Genomic DNA, 18,223 nt, shown 5'->3' on the forward strand with positions numbered 1-18,223 from the left:
AGATGCTGGTTCTACCCCTATTATACCGAATCAAACAGAAAATTCAATCTATTTCACGTTAAGAAAATACGCATCTTCTGAAGTAAGATGGTTGTTATGAATAAAGGCGATGCCATTTTAAGATTGCAATCCGAAATTAAGTTGGAACTTAAAGAAGTAAAAGAACAGGTGAAACAAATGCAAACAAAATTAGATACATTCGAACAACAAAATCAAGTGAAGAACAAAGTAGAGCAAAAGAAACCAAAACAAAAAACAAACATAAACCCTGATAAAAAAGATAAGCCAGATTGGAAATATCCAGCTAAAATGAAATAACAAATTGAATAGTGACTTTCCCTGATATATAATGAATATAGACCATTCTTTTATTCAGTTGAGGGGATGAGCGGATGATACAACCGTATACGATTCTTATTCTCCCTTATATCTTCACACATCATATGAAAAGGGTGTGCTATGTGTAAATGATTTTCTTATATCGATTTGATGTAAAAGAAAATGGCAAACGAATTGCTGATATTTTAATAGAAATTCGGAATGCTTATACCCTATACCACTAAACTTACAGGAATAGTAATACATATATAAATTTCAATTATAAAAACAATTGAAAAGAATGTAACAGAAGAAGTATATCGTTTGAATTTCCAGGTTTCCTTTTCTATTTTTCCATAGTAACACGAAAACTATCAGTAAGTTGGATACAAATAGATATCGAAGACAGGAGAGGGATTATACGTGGACAAGTCATGGTCTGGTAATTCTAAACAATTGTTACAAGAAATTGATGGAAAAATGGGCAGAGTTGAGTCTATTCTTCAGCAGGTTTATATAGACGGTTTGATAGAAGAAGTATATGAGATTCACGAGATGCTTATAAAAGTGTCGCAGTTATTGCTTGTATTACAACAAGACCCAAAAATGACATCACTCGCAAAAGGATTAAGTCTACAACTCAAAAGTCTACAGGAACAGTACAATCGATTGTTAAGTAAGGGCAAAATACCCCGAAATATTTCTGAATAATCAGACAATAAAAGAGAGACATCTCATGCGATGGGATGTCTCTCTTTTATTGTTCCAAAATATGGCGTACTTCCGACATATCCATATTCGTAAACTTCGCAATATCTTCTATATCCATGCCATTTTTATGCATGCCTCGGATAAGTTGGATTTTTCCTTCTTGAATGCCTACTACTTTCCCTTTTTCCATTCCCTCTTGAATCCCTTCTTCTTTCCCAACCTCACGAGCATGTGCTAATTTTGCTTGTTCATCAAATAACACTTTTTCCCGTGCTTCATATGCGAGACGGAAAGAGCTACTCTGACTCATATTTTCCCATTTGTGGATTGCCTTTTGTAACATCGGGTCTTGTTTCATAGCGATGTCCTCCAGTGTGTGGGTCAAATGCTCATCTTCATGCGCTGGTAGTAAAAGTAACCAACGAGCAAATTCATTTTCCCACGGATTAATTTTTTCTTCTCTCCATTGCTGTAGCAATTTCGGAATTTCAATGAAATGGATTTCTAAATCTTCGAGTAACACTTCCTTGTGTTGTTGACTCCAAAATTGTCCGACTGTATGCATGTCATCATATTGAGGAAAGAGATCAAAATCTAATAGATTAATCGCAATCGTTTTTCGTAAAGAACGATAGGGCATCCCTTGCTCTAATTGAGATGTATACAATTTACTCCAATAATACAGGGAACGTTTTACTATCTCTTGTGTATTTCGTAACTGTATTTCTACATTTACCTTCGTCCCATCTTGAAGTGTAGCTAATATATCTAGTATGGATAATTTATCTTCTTCATATTCTTTATGGAGGTGTGGGTCTTCAATTTTTAGCGATACTATCGGTATAGATAAGGATTCATGCAAGATTGCATTTAAAAAAGAAATCAGTAATTCCTCTTGTCCTTGTACACCAAATAATTGCTTGAAAGCAAAATCGACTCGTAAATTGACTAAAGGTTGATTCATAGAGTGAGTCACCTTTCTTATTTCATATTCTGTCTTTTTTGTTATTCCCCTTTTTCGGGGGAATGGGCAAAGAAAGTATATATCTATTGTAGCGGAGATAGGAAGGAAGAAGCAACCCTTGTTGTTATTTTTACTGTGTTTTGTTTTTATAAACATTATGGTACGTGAAATTTTATATATTTCTTGTATATGCACCTATCCTCACTGATTTATATCCCTTTCTACCTAAAATATTTACTACCGATCTTTTCATTATCTTATCTCCTTGTATGATAGCTATTTGCCTTCCGAGACTCAAACGTATTCAGAACCTTCTTATCTTTCGTTAGAGAGGAATCTGGGCGTTCATTTTTATCCCTCTCGACTAATGAATTGGATATAATAACCATTTTGGTGGTATTTAGGTGATCAGGGCATTCTCCTGTGCTTCCTGAATTACATGTGAATCATTAAATGAGACGAACAGTAATACACCGCTCGGTGTTTCAACTCTTCATACGTGTATAATCTTTGTTTCTCAAATAATTTCGGATGTTTCTGTCTATAGTATTGGAACAATTCTTCCCCATTTTTCCGTATACGATACCGACGTGTTTCTCTAATTGTGCCTGATATTTCTTCAGAATTAAATTGTCCTAGAATCTGTAATGCTTGTGAAGAGGGAATTTCTTCCCCTGTCACATAGGCATGAATAAAAATGACTTCTTTTATTGTGATATACGTGTAATATGAATTTACACCCATAAAAGAATCCCCTCCTCGTTCTATTTTTGTATCTGTACATGACTAGGCAGATACAAAAAGCTATCTGTTTATCCCATCAGTATGTGAACCGTTTGTTTCACTTGTTTATCGTCCACTCGATAAAATACTTCTGTTCCTTTGCGTTCATGTGATAACACTTTATGATTTCTCATTTTATGAAGATGTTGTGAAACCGTAGATTGTGGTAATTTTAAAATCTTTTGTAATTCGGTAACATTTAAAGCATTTTTCCCTAATAATTGATGTACAATTTGTAGACGGACAGGATGTGCCAATACCCTCAGTATTTCCGCACTTCGCTCGAGTTCATAATTAAGATCGTTGAGCTCCATATAAAAAACATTTGTCATCTTCTTTCGCCTCATTCTTTTTTCAGGGTATTTTCTCATATACACGTTTTTTCGTTAGCAAAGAATCTAACATGTTACACTTACAAACTATCTTGCACCGTTCTCTTTCTCCCTTTATACTGAAACAAGTATATATCACAATAAGAGGTGACTCATGAACAAATCAGAATTAATCAAACAAGTCGCAATACAATCTGAACTAAAAAAGCCACAAGCAAGTCTTGCTGTAGATGCAGTATTAGAATCCATTCAACATGCACTACAAACTGGAGAACATGTTCAGCTACTTGGCTTCGGTACATTCGAAGTTAGAGAACGTGCTGCACGTGAAGGACGCAATCCACATACTGGTGAGGCGCTTACTATTCCTGCGGGAAAAACACCTGCCTTTAAAGCAGGAAAAGCATTAAAAGAAGCTGTAAACGCTAAATAATCTTTCTGTAACAGTAGCATGAATCCAGTAGGAATCATGCTACTGTTTTATTTTAGAAGCGAATCGTGGAGATCGCATGTTTATATACAAGCTGTTGCTTTCCTTCAACTTCCATTAAAACAGAATAAGTATCAAATCCTCTTATCATTCCTTTTACATGCAATCCTTTTAACAGAATTAAAGTGATATCCTTCCTCTTTTGAAACGCCTCTTGCAACAATTGTTCCTGCAAAGATAGCATGTTCTTGCTTTTATCCTTTTGGAATGCTTGTAATTTCATTTCCAACGAGTTCGCCCCCTATTCTTCTCATACCGTTACTTTGTATTGTTCTAATTCTTCCATCAGCTGTTTCGCTCCTGCTGGGCTCAACGTCAGCTTTCCATCCGCTAGTTTGATATTCTGGGGAGAAATTTCTCCTGTAATCGGACAAGTACCATACGATTGATATTTCTGTAGAATAATCGTTTCACCTTCTATAAATATTTCTAATGGTTCTTTTTCGTGAATGTTGAGTGTGCGCCTCGTTTCCTTCGGTATCACAACTCGACCAAGCTCATCCATTTTCCGTACGATACCTGTTGCTTTCATAGAAATGTCCTCCTTTTGTACACATAGACTATCTCACATCATATGTGACCGTTTTCATTTTTAAAAAACTGCATATACTATAAAAAGTTGACATCAATCTGTAGAAATAGCGAGGTTTCCCCTGTCTACATCTGATGTTACCCACTTACAAAAACAAATCGAAGAAAAAAAGAAACAACTGCGACAGTTGGTAAAGGCATACGGATATACAGACCCCATTGTTCTTGCATGTAGCCAAGAATTAGATCAATTCGTGTATGTTTTTATGCGTGATTATTCTCCTCGAACAGCTAAATGTAAAAAATGATTCCAATTCATCAATAGAATTGGAATCTCACTATACATATGTCCTCTATATTTTACCATAACTGGACTCTATGTGGACTGAATAAACCAACTTCTGCATAAAAACATTTCACTTAGGATATATTAGGACTAACAATTCCACCCTACCATATTAATTGCCACTCTAGAATGAAGTCACCTAACATGATTATAGGTGGAATTGTCTATCATTCCTTCAAAACAAAAAAAGACGTGCTAACCGGTTCGTCTTTTTTCTAAGATTTTATCTAATCTATTACTTGCTCTCATTTCTTATAGAAACCAATTTCATCCCAAAACTCCCCACAATATCAGGATTAAATCATAATAAACATGTAACCAATATGCCATGTGCATATTTCTATATGTAACAAACCACAAAAGGTGAGTCGTAGCTGGTATACCAATTATTAAAATACATTGTAAAATATTGAATTGATAAGCAGTCAGATGCATCACACCAAAAGTAATTCCTGCTAAGAATATTGAAACGCCAACTATCACTTTACTACTTATTTTTAAGTATTCCATGCATTTATACCAAAATAACAAGAATGAAATAAACATAATATTTTCACCCAATAGTTGAATAAACACTCCTGGAATACTCAAAAGTATTTCTTGCTCACTTTTTTTATTCATCACATTTGTGGCTGGATTAATTGAAATTACACTGTTTAAAAACAGAACCCAATATAAACCCAATACAATTAGTACTATAGCAGCTATCACACATATCATATGTTGTCTAAACGACATTTTATGAAACAACTCTTTTATAACATCTCTAAAAAGATAACAAAAGACAACAACAATTGGGCCTGTATATACCAATGCCTTAATGATTGATTTCAACACTATCGGAATATCCTTCAACCAAATCTTTAATGTAGCACCATATGGAATATATATCACCGCAATACTTATCAATACCAGTAAACACAAACTAAAGATACTTTTCGATTTCACCAAACCATGTAAATATTCATCTATACTTTGAAAATTAAACAATGGCTCTTTTTCAATATTCTTTTGCTGATTCTGTTTTTGGATAGCCAACATATGTATCACTACTTTCCTTTTTCTCTCCTACAATTATAACATTCTTCCGTTTTTAAATATTCAAAAAATAAGCAAAACAAAAAACATCTACCTTTAAAAGGCTAAAAGTTCCGCAAGGAACAGGTCGTATTTTCTTTCGCTATGCTTCAGAAAATCTCCACCTTTTATTTTTACTGCTTCACTCCGTAACTGCAGTAAAAATAATCCTTGCCCAACTTTTTTTGGCTCGTGAAATGGCATCGCCAAGCCGACATACCCAAAAGTAAGTGTTTTCTCTATCGGCTTGATCTTCCCAGTATACGAGCCAAACCGCTAGCCTTTCGTCCTCCTAATTAGTTTTTATCCATCGTCACCAGACGTTTCAAACCGTGGGGCCTCGTCCCCACACGACGAGCCAACCTCTCTCCCAAAAGGCAAGGGAAACCTTTTTATTCTTTAATATAGTGCGCTTTATTCTCCGTATATGTAAAGATTCGTGTCACATTATTAATAAAAAAGACTCTACGACTTCACTGTAGAGTCCCCATTCTTATTCCGTTGTACTTGCTACTTTCTTTTTCTTCGGAAATACAAACTGAATTTTCCCAGCGTCCAATTTTAAATACGCATCAAATTCCTTTTCTGATTTCCCTTTCAAGCCTTTCAACAACGTCGTTTTCTTACCCTCTAACAGCTTTATCATATTACTTTCACTAATTTTCTGTCCTAAAAATTCTTTCGAAACAGAAAACTTACAACTCTTTAGATTGTCTTTCTCATATCCTGAACAACCATATATCGTTTTCTTATCTACGACTGGCTTTCCACAGGATGGGCACTCTCCTATATGATGTTCAGTTTTTCTATCTTCTACAAAATCATTTATTGCCCATGCATTTACTTGGTCTTTTGCTTCGTCGATGAGTTTCTGTGCTAACTTTTTGGAGGTTTCTACGAAAGGCTTATCCTTTTTCTTCCCTTCTCCAATTCCCTTCAAATATACTTCCCATTTTGCAGTTAATTCTGGTGAACCGATTGCGGTATCTTTAATGGCTTCCACCATCATTTTCCCTTTATTGGTTACATATACGATGTTCTTTTCAATTTTGATATACAACAGTGTTTTGATTCTCTCTATAATGCCTGATCTCGTTGCTTCGCTGCCAATATCATGCTTTGCCATCACTGTAATTAATTGCCCTTCTGTATATAGTTTAGGCGGTTGTGTTTTCCCTTCATGTAACTTGATTTCTGTTGTCTCTACAGTTTGACCTTGTTCTACAAGTGAAAGCGTCTGTTCTTTTTGGTTCTCTTTCTCTTCATTTTCTTCTTTTCCAAACACGACTTGCCATCCAAGATGGGTGATTTGCTTCCCTGTCGATTTAAAAACCTCTTGATTTACTTCAGTGAAAAGTTCTGTTTGATTATATGTCATAGGCTCATAGGCCTCACCATACATGCCCATCAACTTAAGACTTTTTACTACCCCCAAGTACAAAAAAACGTTATTCTTTCTTAACAAGCTAGATAAGAAAGGATGACGTTTTTTATGAATCTCTCGATTCAAGATGAATTACAACCATTTGCGGAAGAACTAAAACGATACATTACACCTGTATTTTTAGAAGAACTGGCAAGAGAAATTGGATTTATAAAACGAAAACGTAAGTTTTCTGGCTCAGATTTAGCTACAATTTGTATTTGGATTAGTCAACGAGTGGCTAGCGATCCCTTAGTCCGATTATGTAGTAGACTTCATGCAGCCACTGGTACTCTTCTTAGCCCTGAGGGCTTAAATAAACGTTTAAATACAAAGGCAGTTTTGTTTTTACAACATATTTTCTCTTTATTGTTACAACAAAAAATATGTGAACAAACTCAAATCTCTAACCAACTTTTTTCTTATTTTAAACGCATTCGTATCCTGGATGCTACTGTATTCCAAGTGCCAAATGCTTTAGAGAATGTATATCCCGGCTCTGGAGGATGTGCCCAAAAAGCTGGAATCAAAATTCAATTAGAATATGACCTACATAGCGGACAGTTTTTAAACTTTCAAATAGGACCAGGAAAAAATAATGATAAAACATTTGGTACGGAGTGTTTAGCTACCTTACGACCAGGAGATTTATGTATTCGTGATTTAGGCTATTTTTCATTAGAGGATTTAGATCAAATGGATCAACGTGGCACCTATTATATTTCTCGATTGAAATTAAACACAAATGTATATGTGAAAAATCCAAACCCAGAATACTTTAAAAATGGTGCAATTAAGAAACAATCGGAATACATACAAATCGATGTAAAACAGATTTTGAAGCAATTACAACCAGGAGAAACATTTGAATTAAAAAATGCTTATGTCGGTGATAAACAACAACTGTTTGCACGCGTCATTTTTAATCGATTAACAGAAAAACAACTTCAAAAACGACGAGATAAGATAGCTGAAAAAGAAAAATCAAAAAATAGAACGTACTCAGAAAAAAGTAAATTGATAGCGGGGTTAAACGTGTACGTGACGAATACACCTTGGGAATGGGTTCCGATGGAACAAGTACATGAATTATATACATTACGTTGGCAAATAGAGATTATTTTTAAAACGTGGAAATCATTATTCAAGATAGATCATTATTCTACGGTAAAGCAAGAACGATTAGAGTGCCAATTATATGGGAAACTCATTACCATTTTCCTATGTTCCTCTACTATGTTTAAAATGCGGCAATTACTTCTACAAAAAAAGAAAAAAGAATTAAGTGAATACAAAGCAATTGGAATGATCCAAGATCATCTATATCTGTTATATCAAGCTACGCAGAAAGACACCCAAGAGATAACAAAGGTCCTAATCCGCCTGTTTACCCTACTACAGAAAAATGGACGGAAATCTCATCGATACGAGAAAAAAACAGCCTTTGATATTATGGGTGTTGTCTATGAGTATAATGGATTGAGAAAACAAAAGAAAGCTGCATAGTGAAAAAATGAAACCCGTTAGGGTTTATTTAGTATGTCTATTTTTAAGAAAATCAAATATTTTAAGAACTTTTTAGTTTATATGAAAAAAATTCATTTTATTTCCGTTCTTAAGTTGATGGGCATGTATGGTGACCCCTAATAGGGAAAAATAGTTATTCCCATGCTTTTGGATTGAATTTAAGTTCCATTTCATCAGGTATATTAAGACATGATTGAATATGTTTAAGCACCATTGGTGAAATATCTTTAGGGCTTGGAAAATAACCTAATCGCTGAAAAGACTTCAACATAACTAAACAAATAAAAACTGAACTCTTTCCACGTGCTACACGATGTGCAAATATATTTTCTTCATGTGTAATTGTATAAATTGCTGCAAGTTCTTTCTTAGATATATTTTGTTTGAACCTGGGATATGCAGTACGCTCAATTGAAGTCACTGGTATTCCTCCTGATTAAAATTATCGCAATGGAATCGTTGATTCTTTCATCTTACGATAAAACATTTAAAAATGTCTATTATGGGTAGACCCTAATCATCCATCGGTCGGTTATTGAAAACACTCGCTTTCGATTGTATGATTAGGGTGTATGATAATAGGTTAGAAAATGAGGTGGATTTTTAAAAATGAAAATTGCTTATGCTAGAGTTTCAACTTTAGATCAAAATTTAAATAGACAAATACAAACATTAAAAGAATTTGGAGCGAAAAAAATATTTACGGAACAAAAATCTGGTGCATCTGTTCATAATAGAGAGGCATTTCAAGAGGCGCTACAATTTGTTCGAAGTGGAGATACATTTATGGTAGAAGCTATCGACAGACTCGGACGTAATTATGATGAAATTATTGAGACTGTTAATTATCTAAAGAGAAAGGAAGTAAAGTTAATTATTACTAGCCTACCTATTATGGCAGAAGCAATTGGAAATTCTTTGTTAGATAAATTCATCAAGGATTTAATTATTCAAATCTTGGCTATGATTGCGGAACAGGAACGAACAGAAACGAAAAGGAGACAGGCACAAGGAATTTCGATAGCCAAACAGAAAGGTGTCTATAAAGGAAGACCTACTATCTATTCTCCAACAGCAAAGGACCCTCAAAAAAGATTAGTATACAATCGAGTAGTTGAAATGTTAAATGATGGCGAAGCCATTTCTCATATTGCAAAAGAAAACGGTATAACTAGGCAAACTGTATATAGAATAAAGAACGCCATATCTAATTCAGACAGTTATATGGAGGTATAAATGAAAAGTTCGGATTCTCAATTAAAAAGCCGCGGGAAAATTACACTTGAAGATTTACAACATTATAATACTCACTCAAATCTTGAATTATTAGAAATGATTAAATCAAAAGAAGCATATAAAAGAACTATCGCTATAAAATTACTATCAGAGAAAAAGGATTTAAATGATAATTTGATTCGTTTGTTTCTTCAAACTCTTACACAAGAAAACAAACTTTATACAAAAATTGAATTATGTGACGCACTTTCAAAAGGTAATGTTCAGTCTGCTAAGATGATGGTCGAATATTTAGGGCAGATAGGCAATAATCAACATAAAGTATTACCTACTAATGGTTTCAATAAGAAAAGTTATCCTTTGCCGAGGGATATTATCGCTAGAACTCTAGCTCATATGAAAAAAGAGATTCTACCAATTTTATTGGATGTACTAAAAACAGATAATATTCTTGCAATTAGAGAAGTCATTGATGCAATAGGCTTTATGTGTTTTTACCAAAAACTACATTCAAACCATCAAATTATCGATGCACTTTTACTATGTTTAAAGGCCAATTTCAAAGATGATATTACTCGATGGAAATTGGTTAGAGCTTTTGAAAGTTTTAACGATATCAATGTTATTCACACTCTTTTGGACATCGAAAAAAATGATGATCAGCCGATTATAAGAAATGAAGCCAAAAGGTCCCTGAGAATAATAAATAGCCGAACTGGCAATTAAAAAATGACTTATCTATTGATAAGTCATTTTTATATCTCAATTATCAACAATATAATTTAACAAAGCCAAAAAAGAAAAAATCCGATTCCAAAACTAATTGGGAATAAAAGTAAGTCTATGACCTATTTTTACACGTATCTCGGCTGTACCCCTAAAAGGGGGCTTGTGTATATGATTTTCTTATATCGATTTGATGTACAGGAGAATCGCGTTCATTTTGTTTTAAATGAACAAATCGTTGCGGATATGCTCCCGCCATATGATGTCTTGTTGAGACCATTAGTAACATCTTTGGCTGAAACATTACAATTGTATTGCTCTTTAAGTAAGCAACCTACTTTGCTAACAAGTAACATACAAGACAGCGGTGAAATAGAAGTGATGTTAAATCAAGAATTAGGACAATGTATAGATGGATATACAAAAGACCGCATGATTTTGAAAAACGGCAAACGAATTGCGGATATTTTACTGGAAATTAGGAATGCTCATACTGTATATCACTAAGTCTATAGGACTAGTAAGATATATACTCCTTTTCAATCGAAGGATCCCATTTGAAAATAGATAATTGACGTTTTTCAAACCTCCGTAGGGGAAATGGACAGATGTCTGTTTCTCCTACTCCGTCAAAATGACATAGAAATATGAGTATGTTAAGCGTAAATGCTGAAGACAGGGGATGGATGAGAGTGGACAAATCATGGCCTAGTGATTCTACGCAGGTATTACAAGAAATCGATCAAAAGATGAGCCTCATCGAGTCTATCCTTCAACAAATTTTTGGGGATTGGCAGACAGAAGAAGTAGATGAGATCCATCAAATGATTATAGAAGTATCCCAATTGTTGCTCATCTTACAACAAGACCCAAAGGTGACATCCCTCGCAAAAGGATTAAGCCTACAACTCCAAAGTATACAGGAACAGTACAATCAATTGTTTAGTAGGAGAGAAATACACTTTAAATCCCCTGAATAATCAGACAATAACAGGTGGACACCCCTACATGAGATGCCTACCTGTTATTGTCCCAAAATATGGCGTATATCCGACAGTTCCATATTTGTAAACTTCGCAATATCTTCGATATCCTTGCCATTTTTATGCATGCCACGGATCAGTTGGATTTTTCCTTCTTGAATGCCTACTTCTTTTCCTTTTTCAATACCCTCTTGAAGCCCTACTTTTTTTCCTTTTTCAATACCTTCTTCTATACCGACCTCACGAGCATGTGCTAATTTCGCTTGCTCGTCAAATAACACTTTTTCCCTTGCTTCATATGCGAGACGGAACGAACTGCTCTGACTCATATTTTCCCATTTGTGGATTGCCTTCTGTAACATTGGATCTTGCTTCATGGCGATATCCTCCAGCGTGTGGGTCAAATGTTCATCTTCATGCGCTGGTAGTAACAGTAACCAACGAGCAAATTCATTTTCCCACGGATTAATTTTTTCTTCTCTCCATTGTCTTAATAACTTTGGAATCTCAATGAAATGTATTTCTAGGTCCTCAAGTAACACTTCCTTATGTTGTTGACTCCAAAATTGTCCGACGGTATGCATATCATCATAATGAGGAAAGAGCTGAAAGTCTAATAGATTGATGGCAATCGTTTTTCGCAAAGAGCGATAAGGCATCCCTTGTTCTAATTGAGATGTATATAATTTACTCCAATAATATAAGGAACGTTTCACAATTTCTTGTGTATTTCGTAACTGAATTTCAATATTGACTTTTGTCTCATCTTGAAGTGTCGCTAATATATCTAGTATGGATAATTTATCTTCTTCATATTCTTTATGGAGGTGTGGGTCTTCAATTTTTAAGGATACAATCGGTGTAGATAATGATTCCTGCAAGATTGCATTTAAAAAAGAAATCAGTAATTCCTCTTGTCCTTGTACACCAAATAATTGCTTAAAAGCAAAATCGACTCGTAAATTGACTAAAGGTTGATTCATAGCGTGAGTCACCTTTCTTCTTCTATACGTCTTTTGTTATTCCCCTTTTTCGGGGAGAGGGGCAAAGAATGTATATGTCCATTGTAGCGGAGAAAAGGGGAAAGAAGCAACCCTTGTGAGTTTTTTATTGGTTTTTATTTTTTAAAATATCATGGTACGTGAAATTTCAAACTATTCCCTAAAATTTTCACTGTCCTTTATACGCCCCCTCGCATTGTATATGCCGTTTTTTTCTTCGGGTATGTAAATGTATTAACCCCTTCCTTCTGTGTTGTTAGAAAAGAATCTGAGTGTCCGTTTTTTTACCCTCCGTTAAAAACTGGATATTATGCCCATTTTTAAAACAAGAAGAACAATCAGATGAAATATATGGTGTACCACCTTTTTCAAAATTATATGATGTACAAAACTTATAAAAGTAGAGCCATATTTATATACGTATAAATAGTAGCCCTACTTTTCACACACAGGTGCAACGGGAGGAACAGGAACCTCCCATATTATTATATATATGTTTCATAATGAAATGTAAGACTAAAATTTTCTTATTTTATATATTTTTCCTTATTTTTGTTCTCTTTCTCAAAAGCGCTAATGTTTCGTCTTCTTAACGTTTAAAGAATTGGTTATTTTTGTTCAAATCGTGTCTAAATGTACGTACAATTTTCCCAAAATGGTATGGTGAGGCCTAATAGATAAACAATAGAATCACCCCATTTTTATTGCATGAACTTTGTTTGATGCTAGTCATATTTTTGCTTTTTTACATAATTTTGATTCAAACAACACACGCTACTATACATACCAATTCTTAACATAAGGAGTAGATATGAACGCTATTCTGAAACTCATTTTTGTTGGGTCTCTTTTTTGTTTATTATGTGCTTGTGCGGAACGAAGAGAAATCGAAGAATTAGGCTTTATTGTTGGTGCTGCCTATGATCAAGCACCGCAGTCAGCCATTAAAGGGACCTATCAAATGGTATTACCCAACACACTTAATAACTCAGAGCGTGGAACAGCTACACAAAAAAATTTCATAAATCTAAGTTCTACAGGTGAAAGTATTTTTGCACATTTCCGCATGATTGCCAAAAGAATTAGTCGCCCTTTATTTTTTCCACATATACAAGTGATTATCTTTTCTGAAAAGGTATTACGAACACCCTATATGCTGCAAAATATTTTAGATGTCTATACACGTGATGAGGCAATGCGAAGAAACATTCGGTTATTTGTATCAAAGGGGCGTGCAGAACCAATTTTAGCACAAAGCGCAGGTCCTGAATATTTACCTGCTAAGTACGTTTGGATGTTATCGGAACATACGAAAAAAAGTGCACAAATGGTGGAGAAAAAGCGAATTGGCGATATTCACAGTAAAATCATTGCAAAGAAAAGCTTTTTCCTTCCGGTTGTATTTCGAACAAAACAAGGGGTAGAATTAAGTGGTTCTGCCCTATAATCGTTTAGTTTCCATGTTAAACGAACAGGATACAGCGGCCTTACAATATATAACTAATCCAAAATTAAGGGGAATTGTTACTGTTCCTATGAGTAAACAACGCATCACCTATGAATTTCACCGTGTACACCAGCGTACGGAACTCGATATTACAAATCCCAGGTACCCTAAGGTCGATATATATGTAACAGTAGATGGAAAGATTGCAGAACTTCATCCATCCCTAGCTCACCACTTTTCAATGGAACAACTCAATCAGGTATTGGCAAAAGACATGAAAAAACAATTACAAACTACGACAAAGCGTCTACAAAAACAATATAAATTAGATGTCATGGGAATCGGAGACAAGTATCAACGACAACACTTCAAAAAATGGAAAGAGATAGAGGGTGATTGGGAGAATGGCAAACAATATTTCTCTACTTGTCAAATTCGTATTCACGTACAACCCCAGATTACACGATCTGGATCGACATTGCCCAAATAGCGCCCCCTATATATAACACATCTATCATGAAGGTATTTTTCGTTTACTTTTTTATTTGGATATTGTTTCATTTGTATCACATACCAGATAGCGGGAGTAAAAAACAATGAAGATTAATAATGCATATCAAGTATCTCCAATTTATGTATTTTTGTAACTACTCAGCCACCTTTTGGTGTCTTTTTTTATTTTACTTGTTTCATATGCCTCCCATTTGTAAATACTGAGTATATCAAACAGGGAGGTGAATAGGATGATCCATCGAAAAATCATTTTAGATGCATATAAAAAAGGACCTGAAGCTGTTATTTCTTTATTTGAAGAAACATTTTCTAAGTTAGAAAAACGTATACAAGAACTAGAAAATGCTTCAGAAAATGCTTCAAAAAAAACTCCAAAAATAGTCATAATCCACCTTCTACAGATGGTTTGGGTAAGCCCGTTACAAAAAGTTTGCGCAAACCGTCTCATCGTCAAACCGGTGGCCAGTTGGGCCACAAAGGACATACGCTTTATTTGACAACGACTCCGGACCATACGATTACCTATTCTCCTACACATTGTACTTGTTGTAACACTTCCTTACACCAAGAACCTGTAAAAGGATACCGCATTCGCCAAGTGTATGATTTACCACCTATCCAGATAGAAGTGACAGAACATAAAGTGTCACAAAAAGAATGCCCACATTGCCATTCTATCCAAGAATCACAATTTCCTTCTACTGTCTCTCGTCCTGTTCAATATGGTCCAAATATAAAAAGACTGATTCCCTATTTAACGCATTATCAGTGTCTTTCTTTGAAACGAACGAAAGAATTCTTTCAAGATTATTTTGGGCATTCGATTAGTGAAGGAACGTTAGTCAATCATACAAACAGTTTTTCGGCTCAATTGCAGCCCTTTCTTCAAGAAGTAAAAGAAAAGATCCTTCAGTCTTCTGTTGTCCATTTTGATGAAACCGGTATGCGAGTAAAAAATAAAACACAATGGTTACATACTGCTAGTACACCGGAGGTGACCTTGCAACATATTCATCAAAAACGCGGAAAAGAAGCAATGGATGCAGGCGGAATTTTACCGTCTTTTTCTGGAATTGCGATGCATGATGGTTGGAAATCGTATGATGCGTATACAGATTGTCGACATGTATTATGCAATGCCCATCTCTTACGAGATTTGCAAGGAATTATAGATAGTACGGGGCAAAAATGGGCTCAACAGATGCAGAAATTTCTCACGCAAGCTTTAACGCTGAAAAAACAATACAAAGGAAGTCTGCCAAAAGCAAAGCAACAGAATCTGTTTACTGTCTATCAAGCCATATTGAAAGAACAACCAGTCTTTTCTGCAAAATTAAAAAAGAAAGGAAAGCAGACGCCTGCTCAAAATTTATGGAATCGCTTCGTCAAATATGCTGATAGAATTCTAGCATTCTTGGAACATCCAGACATTCCATTTGACAATAATCAAGCGGAACGGGATATTCGAATGACGAAAGTCAAACAGAAAGTGTCTGGGACTTTTCGAAGTAAGAAAGGCGCAGAATCTTTTTGTCAGATACGAAGCTTTATAACTACCATGAAAAAACAAAAACAATCTGTCTTACGAGCAATAGGCCAGGTTATAGAAACCGGAACGGTTCCTTGGAATCGCACAACTTCATAAGAGAAATTCTCTATTTGATCTAGATTCTTTCTCTTATTGGAGTATTTTCTTTTCATGTTTTCGAATCGGAAACATGTATTTGGCCTGTTTTTTTATTTGAAGAAGCTGAGTAGTTACGTATTTTTTTTGATACATAGTGCGCAATTTGGAGCTGGTGTACTGGGGTATTCTAGAATTGTCGCAAAAAAAGCAGGATATGATGGCTGGATTGGAGTCATACTAGCAGGTTTTTTTTTACATATTTTAATGTGGATGATGTATCGTATGCTCTCTTGGGTTAACGGAAGTATTTTAAAACTTCAAACGTATATGTTTGGCGGATTTATCGGCACATGTTTGAATCTTCTATTTCTCGTTTATTTCTTTATTGTAAGTACCTCTATCTTACGAACTTATATTGAAATCGTACAAGTATGGATGTTTCCTACTGCTTCTACCCTTATACTTGCGATTATTTTGTCTATTTTAGTATATTACATTATCTCATCAGGATTTCGGGTAATGACCGCAATCTGTATTGTCTCTATATTTATCTCCATATTTTATGCAGCTCTCTGTGTGTACTGTTTAGGATCATATGGACATTGGGATAATTTTACACCTATTTTGAACCATTCTTATTTGGATATTGCGGATGCGATGCAAAAATCCGTTTATACGATGGCTGGTTCCGAAATCATTCTTATGATTTTTCCTTTTCTTCACACTCCTAAAGAATCTCATAAATTCGCACAATATGGTTTGCTGTTTTCGAATCTGTTATATGTCTTAACCTTCGTTTCTGCATTGGCATGTTTTAATGAAAAACAACTTTCGCATCTCATTTGGTCCCAACTGTCGCTTTCTCAAGTGATTACATTTCCTTTCCTACAAAGGTTTGAAACCCTTATGGTATCAATATACGCTTGGCAGATGGTGACAAGTATCATCTTACCCCTTTGGGCTTGTACACGGGGCATGCGAGAAATAGCGGGGATTCGTCAAAGATATACGTTACTGATCTTGTTAGGTTTGAATATTATCATCGCCTGTTTGCTCCAAGATCAGCATAGCATTAATACATTTATTACACAAACTTCACGTTTTACATTTTATTTAATTTATATCTATATTCCTATACTCTTTTTGTTGTTTTGTTTGAAGACAAAATATCAAAAGAAAGAGAATACACTATAAGGATTCAATCTATATAGGGTGTTCTCTAGGAGTGGCTATGTACACTTCCCCGCGTTCATATAGAAATCATTTCATACTATCAAAACCTTTGTACAAAATAAGAACGCAAGTGTGATGCACAAAACAATGAATGTTTCCTTTTTAACGTTTCTTCTTTAAATGGGAGACAAAAGGAGAACACAGTGTATGTACCGTGTCTGCAAAAAAACTTTTATGGTCTATAAAAAAGAGAAAATAAATAATGGTACAGTCCTTTAAAAATCTATTCGGCCATCTCTTGTTTGAATACGTCTAGTATAAACCCACCTGGACGACGTTCTTTTCTCTTACTGTTGTTTTAGCATTTCTAATTCCAATAATCTTTTCTTCATACATAAATGTTCAAGTCCACCATTAGGTATCAAAAAATAACTCGGAACTTTTGTGCCGAGTTATTTTTTGATTGTATTTTAGGTATAGAAACTATTCGGGACTTTTTATTGTAATATATCGAACAAAATCATACGGTTGTTTCTTATATGGACTGGATAAATAAACGGTTTTATTTGTCATCTTATAGGGGAACTCTATATTGGTGATACGCAGTTCCTTGATACTGTCTAAATTGATTATAAAAATCTAATTTTCTTTCTTGTACCCATCTTCCTGGCAAAACTTCCCTTTGCTTCATATAGGTTTGAATTACCCATCCTTGCAAAGAATCTGGGCGTATCAGATACTTCTCTCCAATATGAGGCGGTAATGCCACTGGGGCTGGTGCATCCATTGCACCTGGTGGTGCGAATCGATAATATACGTTTCCATTTTGTTGAAACATGTCTTGTAACTGTAAAAAGGTCGTTCCCATATATAGATATTCATCTTGTGTGCTATAGGTATGTTGTACATGTCGCTCATCAGCTTGTGCAGACATACCTGGTATAGAATTTATGGCTAACAGGATGAATAAACTACTACACCATTTTTTTCTTTTACTCATAAGAACCCTCCTATA

The 18,223-nt window shown here is 34.8% G+C and carries 21 protein-coding genes and 2 pseudogenes; 13 read left to right on the forward strand and 10 right to left on the reverse strand.

Going from position 1 to position 18,223, the window contains the following annotated elements:
- Window positions 1–96 precede the first annotated feature (96 nt).
- A complete protein-coding gene (locus QCI41_RS29505; RefSeq protein ID WP_353839002.1) occupies window positions 97–318 on the forward strand; it encodes a hypothetical protein in 222 nt (73 codons plus the stop codon).
- Between the two features lie 423 nt (window positions 319–741).
- A complete protein-coding gene (locus tag QCI41_RS29510) occupies window positions 742–1,029 on the forward strand; it encodes a hypothetical protein (RefSeq protein ID WP_353839004.1) in 288 nt (95 codons plus the stop codon).
- Window positions 1,030–1,075: 46 nt separating this feature from the next.
- Here QCI41_RS29510 and QCI41_RS29515 read toward each other — a convergent pair whose 3' ends face one another.
- The 3 genes from QCI41_RS29515 to QCI41_RS29525 form a co-directional block, all read right to left on the reverse strand.
- Window positions 1,076–1,993, reverse strand: a complete 918-nt coding sequence (locus QCI41_RS29515) for an Rpn family recombination-promoting nuclease/putative transposase (RefSeq protein ID WP_243169147.1) — start codon at window positions 1,991–1,993, stop codon at window positions 1,076–1,078.
- Window positions 1,994–2,428: 435 nt separating this feature from the next.
- Window positions 2,429–2,737 (reverse strand): hypothetical protein, encoded by a 309-nt coding sequence (locus tag QCI41_RS29520; RefSeq protein ID WP_006919111.1) that lies wholly within the window; start codon window positions 2,735–2,737, stop codon window positions 2,429–2,431.
- Between the two features lie 68 nt (window positions 2,738–2,805).
- Complete coding sequence (locus QCI41_RS29525; RefSeq protein WP_023523672.1) at window positions 2,806–3,108, reverse strand: ArsR/SmtB family transcription factor; 303 nt, start codon at window positions 3,106–3,108, stop codon at window positions 2,806–2,808.
- A 154-nt stretch (window positions 3,109–3,262) separates the two neighbouring features.
- On the opposite strand from QCI41_RS29525, the gene QCI41_RS29530 reads away from it, so the two are divergent.
- Window positions 3,263–3,541, forward strand: a complete 279-nt coding sequence (locus tag QCI41_RS29530; protein WP_023521107.1) for an HU family DNA-binding protein — start codon at window positions 3,263–3,265, stop codon at window positions 3,539–3,541.
- 52 nt (window positions 3,542–3,593) lie between these two features.
- Here QCI41_RS29530 and hfq read toward each other — a convergent pair whose 3' ends face one another.
- Window positions 3,594–3,827: an RNA chaperone Hfq gene (gene hfq / locus QCI41_RS29535; RefSeq protein WP_197229122.1), complete on the reverse strand. Its 234-nt coding sequence runs from the start codon at window positions 3,825–3,827 to the stop codon at window positions 3,594–3,596.
- 21 nt (window positions 3,828–3,848) lie between these two features.
- Complete coding sequence (locus tag QCI41_RS29540; RefSeq protein ID WP_197229121.1) at window positions 3,849–4,130, reverse strand: AbrB/MazE/SpoVT family DNA-binding domain-containing protein; 282 nt, start codon at window positions 4,128–4,130, stop codon at window positions 3,849–3,851.
- A gap of 157 nt (window positions 4,131–4,287) precedes the next feature.
- Between QCI41_RS29540 and QCI41_RS29545 the strand changes: the two genes are divergently transcribed.
- On the forward strand, window positions 4,288–4,437 hold the full coding sequence (locus QCI41_RS29545; protein ID WP_353839062.1) for an aspartyl-phosphate phosphatase Spo0E family protein: 150 nt from the start codon (window positions 4,288–4,290) through the stop codon (window positions 4,435–4,437).
- 305 nt (window positions 4,438–4,742) lie between these two features.
- Here QCI41_RS29545 and QCI41_RS29550 read toward each other — a convergent pair whose 3' ends face one another.
- Entirely contained in the window at window positions 4,743–5,516 is a 774-nt protein-coding gene (locus QCI41_RS29550; protein WP_353839005.1) for a hypothetical protein, read from the reverse strand.
- 529 nt (window positions 5,517–6,045) lie between these two features.
- A complete protein-coding gene (locus QCI41_RS29555) occupies window positions 6,046–6,930 on the reverse strand; it encodes a type IA DNA topoisomerase (RefSeq protein WP_353839006.1) in 885 nt (294 codons plus the stop codon).
- Between the two features lie 114 nt (window positions 6,931–7,044).
- Here QCI41_RS29555 and QCI41_RS29560 point away from each other — a divergent pair, with 114 nt between their 5' ends.
- Entirely contained in the window at window positions 7,045–8,481 is a 1,437-nt protein-coding gene (locus tag QCI41_RS29560; protein WP_353838904.1) for an IS4-like element IS231H family transposase, read from the forward strand.
- A gap of 166 nt (window positions 8,482–8,647) precedes the next feature.
- On the opposite strand, the pseudogene QCI41_RS29565 reads toward QCI41_RS29560, so the two are convergent.
- Window positions 8,648–8,923 (reverse strand): annotated as a pseudogene (locus tag QCI41_RS29565) (DUF4158 domain-containing protein); the annotation flags it as partial.
- A 188-nt stretch (window positions 8,924–9,111) separates the two neighbouring features.
- Between QCI41_RS29565 and QCI41_RS29570 the strand changes: the two are divergent.
- The 4 genes from QCI41_RS29570 (at window position 9,112) to QCI41_RS29585 (ending at window position 11,444) form a co-directional block, all read left to right on the forward strand.
- On the forward strand, window positions 9,112–9,738 hold the full coding sequence (locus QCI41_RS29570; RefSeq protein WP_098386518.1) for a recombinase family protein: 627 nt from the start codon (window positions 9,112–9,114) through the stop codon (window positions 9,736–9,738).
- Entirely contained in the window at window positions 9,739–10,464 is a 726-nt protein-coding gene (locus QCI41_RS29575; RefSeq protein ID WP_098214526.1) for a HEAT repeat domain-containing protein, read from the forward strand.
- Between the two features lie 171 nt (window positions 10,465–10,635).
- On the forward strand, window positions 10,636–10,971 hold the full coding sequence (locus tag QCI41_RS29580) for a hypothetical protein (RefSeq protein WP_165689486.1): 336 nt from the start codon (window positions 10,636–10,638) through the stop codon (window positions 10,969–10,971).
- Window positions 10,972–11,150: 179 nt separating this feature from the next.
- Complete coding sequence (locus tag QCI41_RS29585; RefSeq protein WP_353839063.1) at window positions 11,151–11,444, forward strand: hypothetical protein; 294 nt, start codon at window positions 11,151–11,153, stop codon at window positions 11,442–11,444.
- Window positions 11,445–11,488: 44 nt separating this feature from the next.
- Here the strand turns inward: QCI41_RS29585 and QCI41_RS29590 are convergent, their stop codons facing one another.
- Window positions 11,489–12,430: an Rpn family recombination-promoting nuclease/putative transposase gene (locus tag QCI41_RS29590; RefSeq protein WP_353839007.1), complete on the reverse strand. Its 942-nt coding sequence runs from the start codon at window positions 12,428–12,430 to the stop codon at window positions 11,489–11,491.
- A gap of 829 nt (window positions 12,431–13,259) precedes the next feature.
- On the opposite strand from QCI41_RS29590, the gene QCI41_RS29595 reads away from it, so the two are divergent.
- From QCI41_RS29595 to QCI41_RS29615, 4 genes and pseudogenes are all read left to right on the forward strand, one after another.
- Complete coding sequence (locus QCI41_RS29595; protein WP_353839008.1) at window positions 13,260–13,895, forward strand: Ger(x)C family spore germination protein; 636 nt, start codon at window positions 13,260–13,262, stop codon at window positions 13,893–13,895.
- The gene (locus QCI41_RS29600) at window positions 13,879–14,385 is read left to right on the forward strand and encodes a Ger(x)C family spore germination C-terminal domain-containing protein (RefSeq protein ID WP_353839009.1); all 507 of its coding nucleotides are present in this window, start codon (window positions 13,879–13,881) and stop codon (window positions 14,383–14,385) included. Before QCI41_RS29595 ends, QCI41_RS29600 begins: the two co-directional genes overlap by 17 nt.
- A gap of 253 nt (window positions 14,386–14,638) precedes the next feature.
- Window positions 14,639–16,053: pseudogene (tnpC, locus tag QCI41_RS29610) on the forward strand (IS66 family transposase).
- A gap of 54 nt (window positions 16,054–16,107) precedes the next feature.
- Window positions 16,108–17,229, forward strand: a complete 1,122-nt coding sequence (locus tag QCI41_RS29615; RefSeq protein ID WP_353839012.1) for a GerAB/ArcD/ProY family transporter — start codon at window positions 16,108–16,110, stop codon at window positions 17,227–17,229.
- A gap of 553 nt (window positions 17,230–17,782) precedes the next feature.
- Here the strand turns inward: QCI41_RS29615 and QCI41_RS29620 are convergent.
- Window positions 17,783–18,208 (reverse strand): hypothetical protein, encoded by a 426-nt coding sequence (locus tag QCI41_RS29620; RefSeq protein ID WP_353839013.1) that lies wholly within the window; start codon window positions 18,206–18,208, stop codon window positions 17,783–17,785.
- Between the last annotated feature and the right edge of the window lie 15 nt (window positions 18,209–18,223).

This window comes from Bacillus cereus group sp. MG4, from assembly GCF_040460055.1.
Lineage (GTDB): Bacteria > Bacillota > Bacilli > Bacillales > Bacillaceae_G > Bacillus_A > Bacillus_A wiedmannii.

Excerpts from the sequence above, each read along its gene's own strand:
- QCI41_RS29505 (WP_353839002.1), top strand. The coding sequence starts at position 97 with ATGAATAAAGGCGATGCCATTTTAAGATTGCAATCCGAAATTAAGTTG.
- QCI41_RS29515 (WP_243169147.1), bottom strand. The coding sequence starts at position 1,993 with ATGAATCAACCTTTAGTCAATTTACGAGTCGATTTTGCTTTCAAGCAA.
- QCI41_RS29520 (WP_006919111.1), bottom strand. The coding sequence starts at position 2,737 with ATGGGTGTAAATTCATATTACACGTATATCACAATAAAAGAAGTCATT.
- QCI41_RS29525 (WP_023523672.1), bottom strand. The coding sequence starts at position 3,108 with ATGACAAATGTTTTTTATATGGAGCTCAACGATCTTAATTATGAACTC.
- QCI41_RS29530 (WP_023521107.1), top strand. The coding sequence starts at position 3,263 with ATGAACAAATCAGAATTAATCAAACAAGTCGCAATACAATCTGAACTA.
- QCI41_RS29540 (WP_197229121.1), bottom strand. The coding sequence starts at position 4,130 with ATGAAAGCAACAGGTATCGTACGGAAAATGGATGAGCTTGGTCGAGTT.
- QCI41_RS29550 (WP_353839005.1), bottom strand. The coding sequence starts at position 5,516 with ATGTTGGCTATCCAAAAACAGAATCAGCAAAAGAATATTGAAAAAGAG.
- QCI41_RS29555 (WP_353839006.1), bottom strand. The coding sequence starts at position 6,930 with ATGACATATAATCAAACAGAACTTTTCACTGAAGTAAATCAAGAGGTT.
- QCI41_RS29560 (WP_353838904.1), top strand. The coding sequence starts at position 7,045 with ATGAATCTCTCGATTCAAGATGAATTACAACCATTTGCGGAAGAACTA.
- QCI41_RS29570 (WP_098386518.1), top strand. The coding sequence starts at position 9,112 with ATGAAAATTGCTTATGCTAGAGTTTCAACTTTAGATCAAAATTTAAAT.
- QCI41_RS29575 (WP_098214526.1), top strand. The coding sequence starts at position 9,739 with ATGAAAAGTTCGGATTCTCAATTAAAAAGCCGCGGGAAAATTACACTT.
- QCI41_RS29580 (WP_165689486.1), top strand. The coding sequence starts at position 10,636 with ATGATTTTCTTATATCGATTTGATGTACAGGAGAATCGCGTTCATTTT.
- QCI41_RS29585 (WP_353839063.1), top strand. The coding sequence starts at position 11,151 with ATGAGAGTGGACAAATCATGGCCTAGTGATTCTACGCAGGTATTACAA.
- QCI41_RS29590 (WP_353839007.1), bottom strand. The coding sequence starts at position 12,430 with ATGAATCAACCTTTAGTCAATTTACGAGTCGATTTTGCTTTTAAGCAA.
- QCI41_RS29595 (WP_353839008.1), top strand. The coding sequence starts at position 13,260 with ATGAACGCTATTCTGAAACTCATTTTTGTTGGGTCTCTTTTTTGTTTA.
- QCI41_RS29615 (WP_353839012.1), top strand. The coding sequence starts at position 16,108 with ATGTTTTCGAATCGGAAACATGTATTTGGCCTGTTTTTTTATTTGAAG.
- QCI41_RS29620 (WP_353839013.1), bottom strand. The coding sequence starts at position 18,208 with ATGAGTAAAAGAAAAAAATGGTGTAGTAGTTTATTCATCCTGTTAGCC.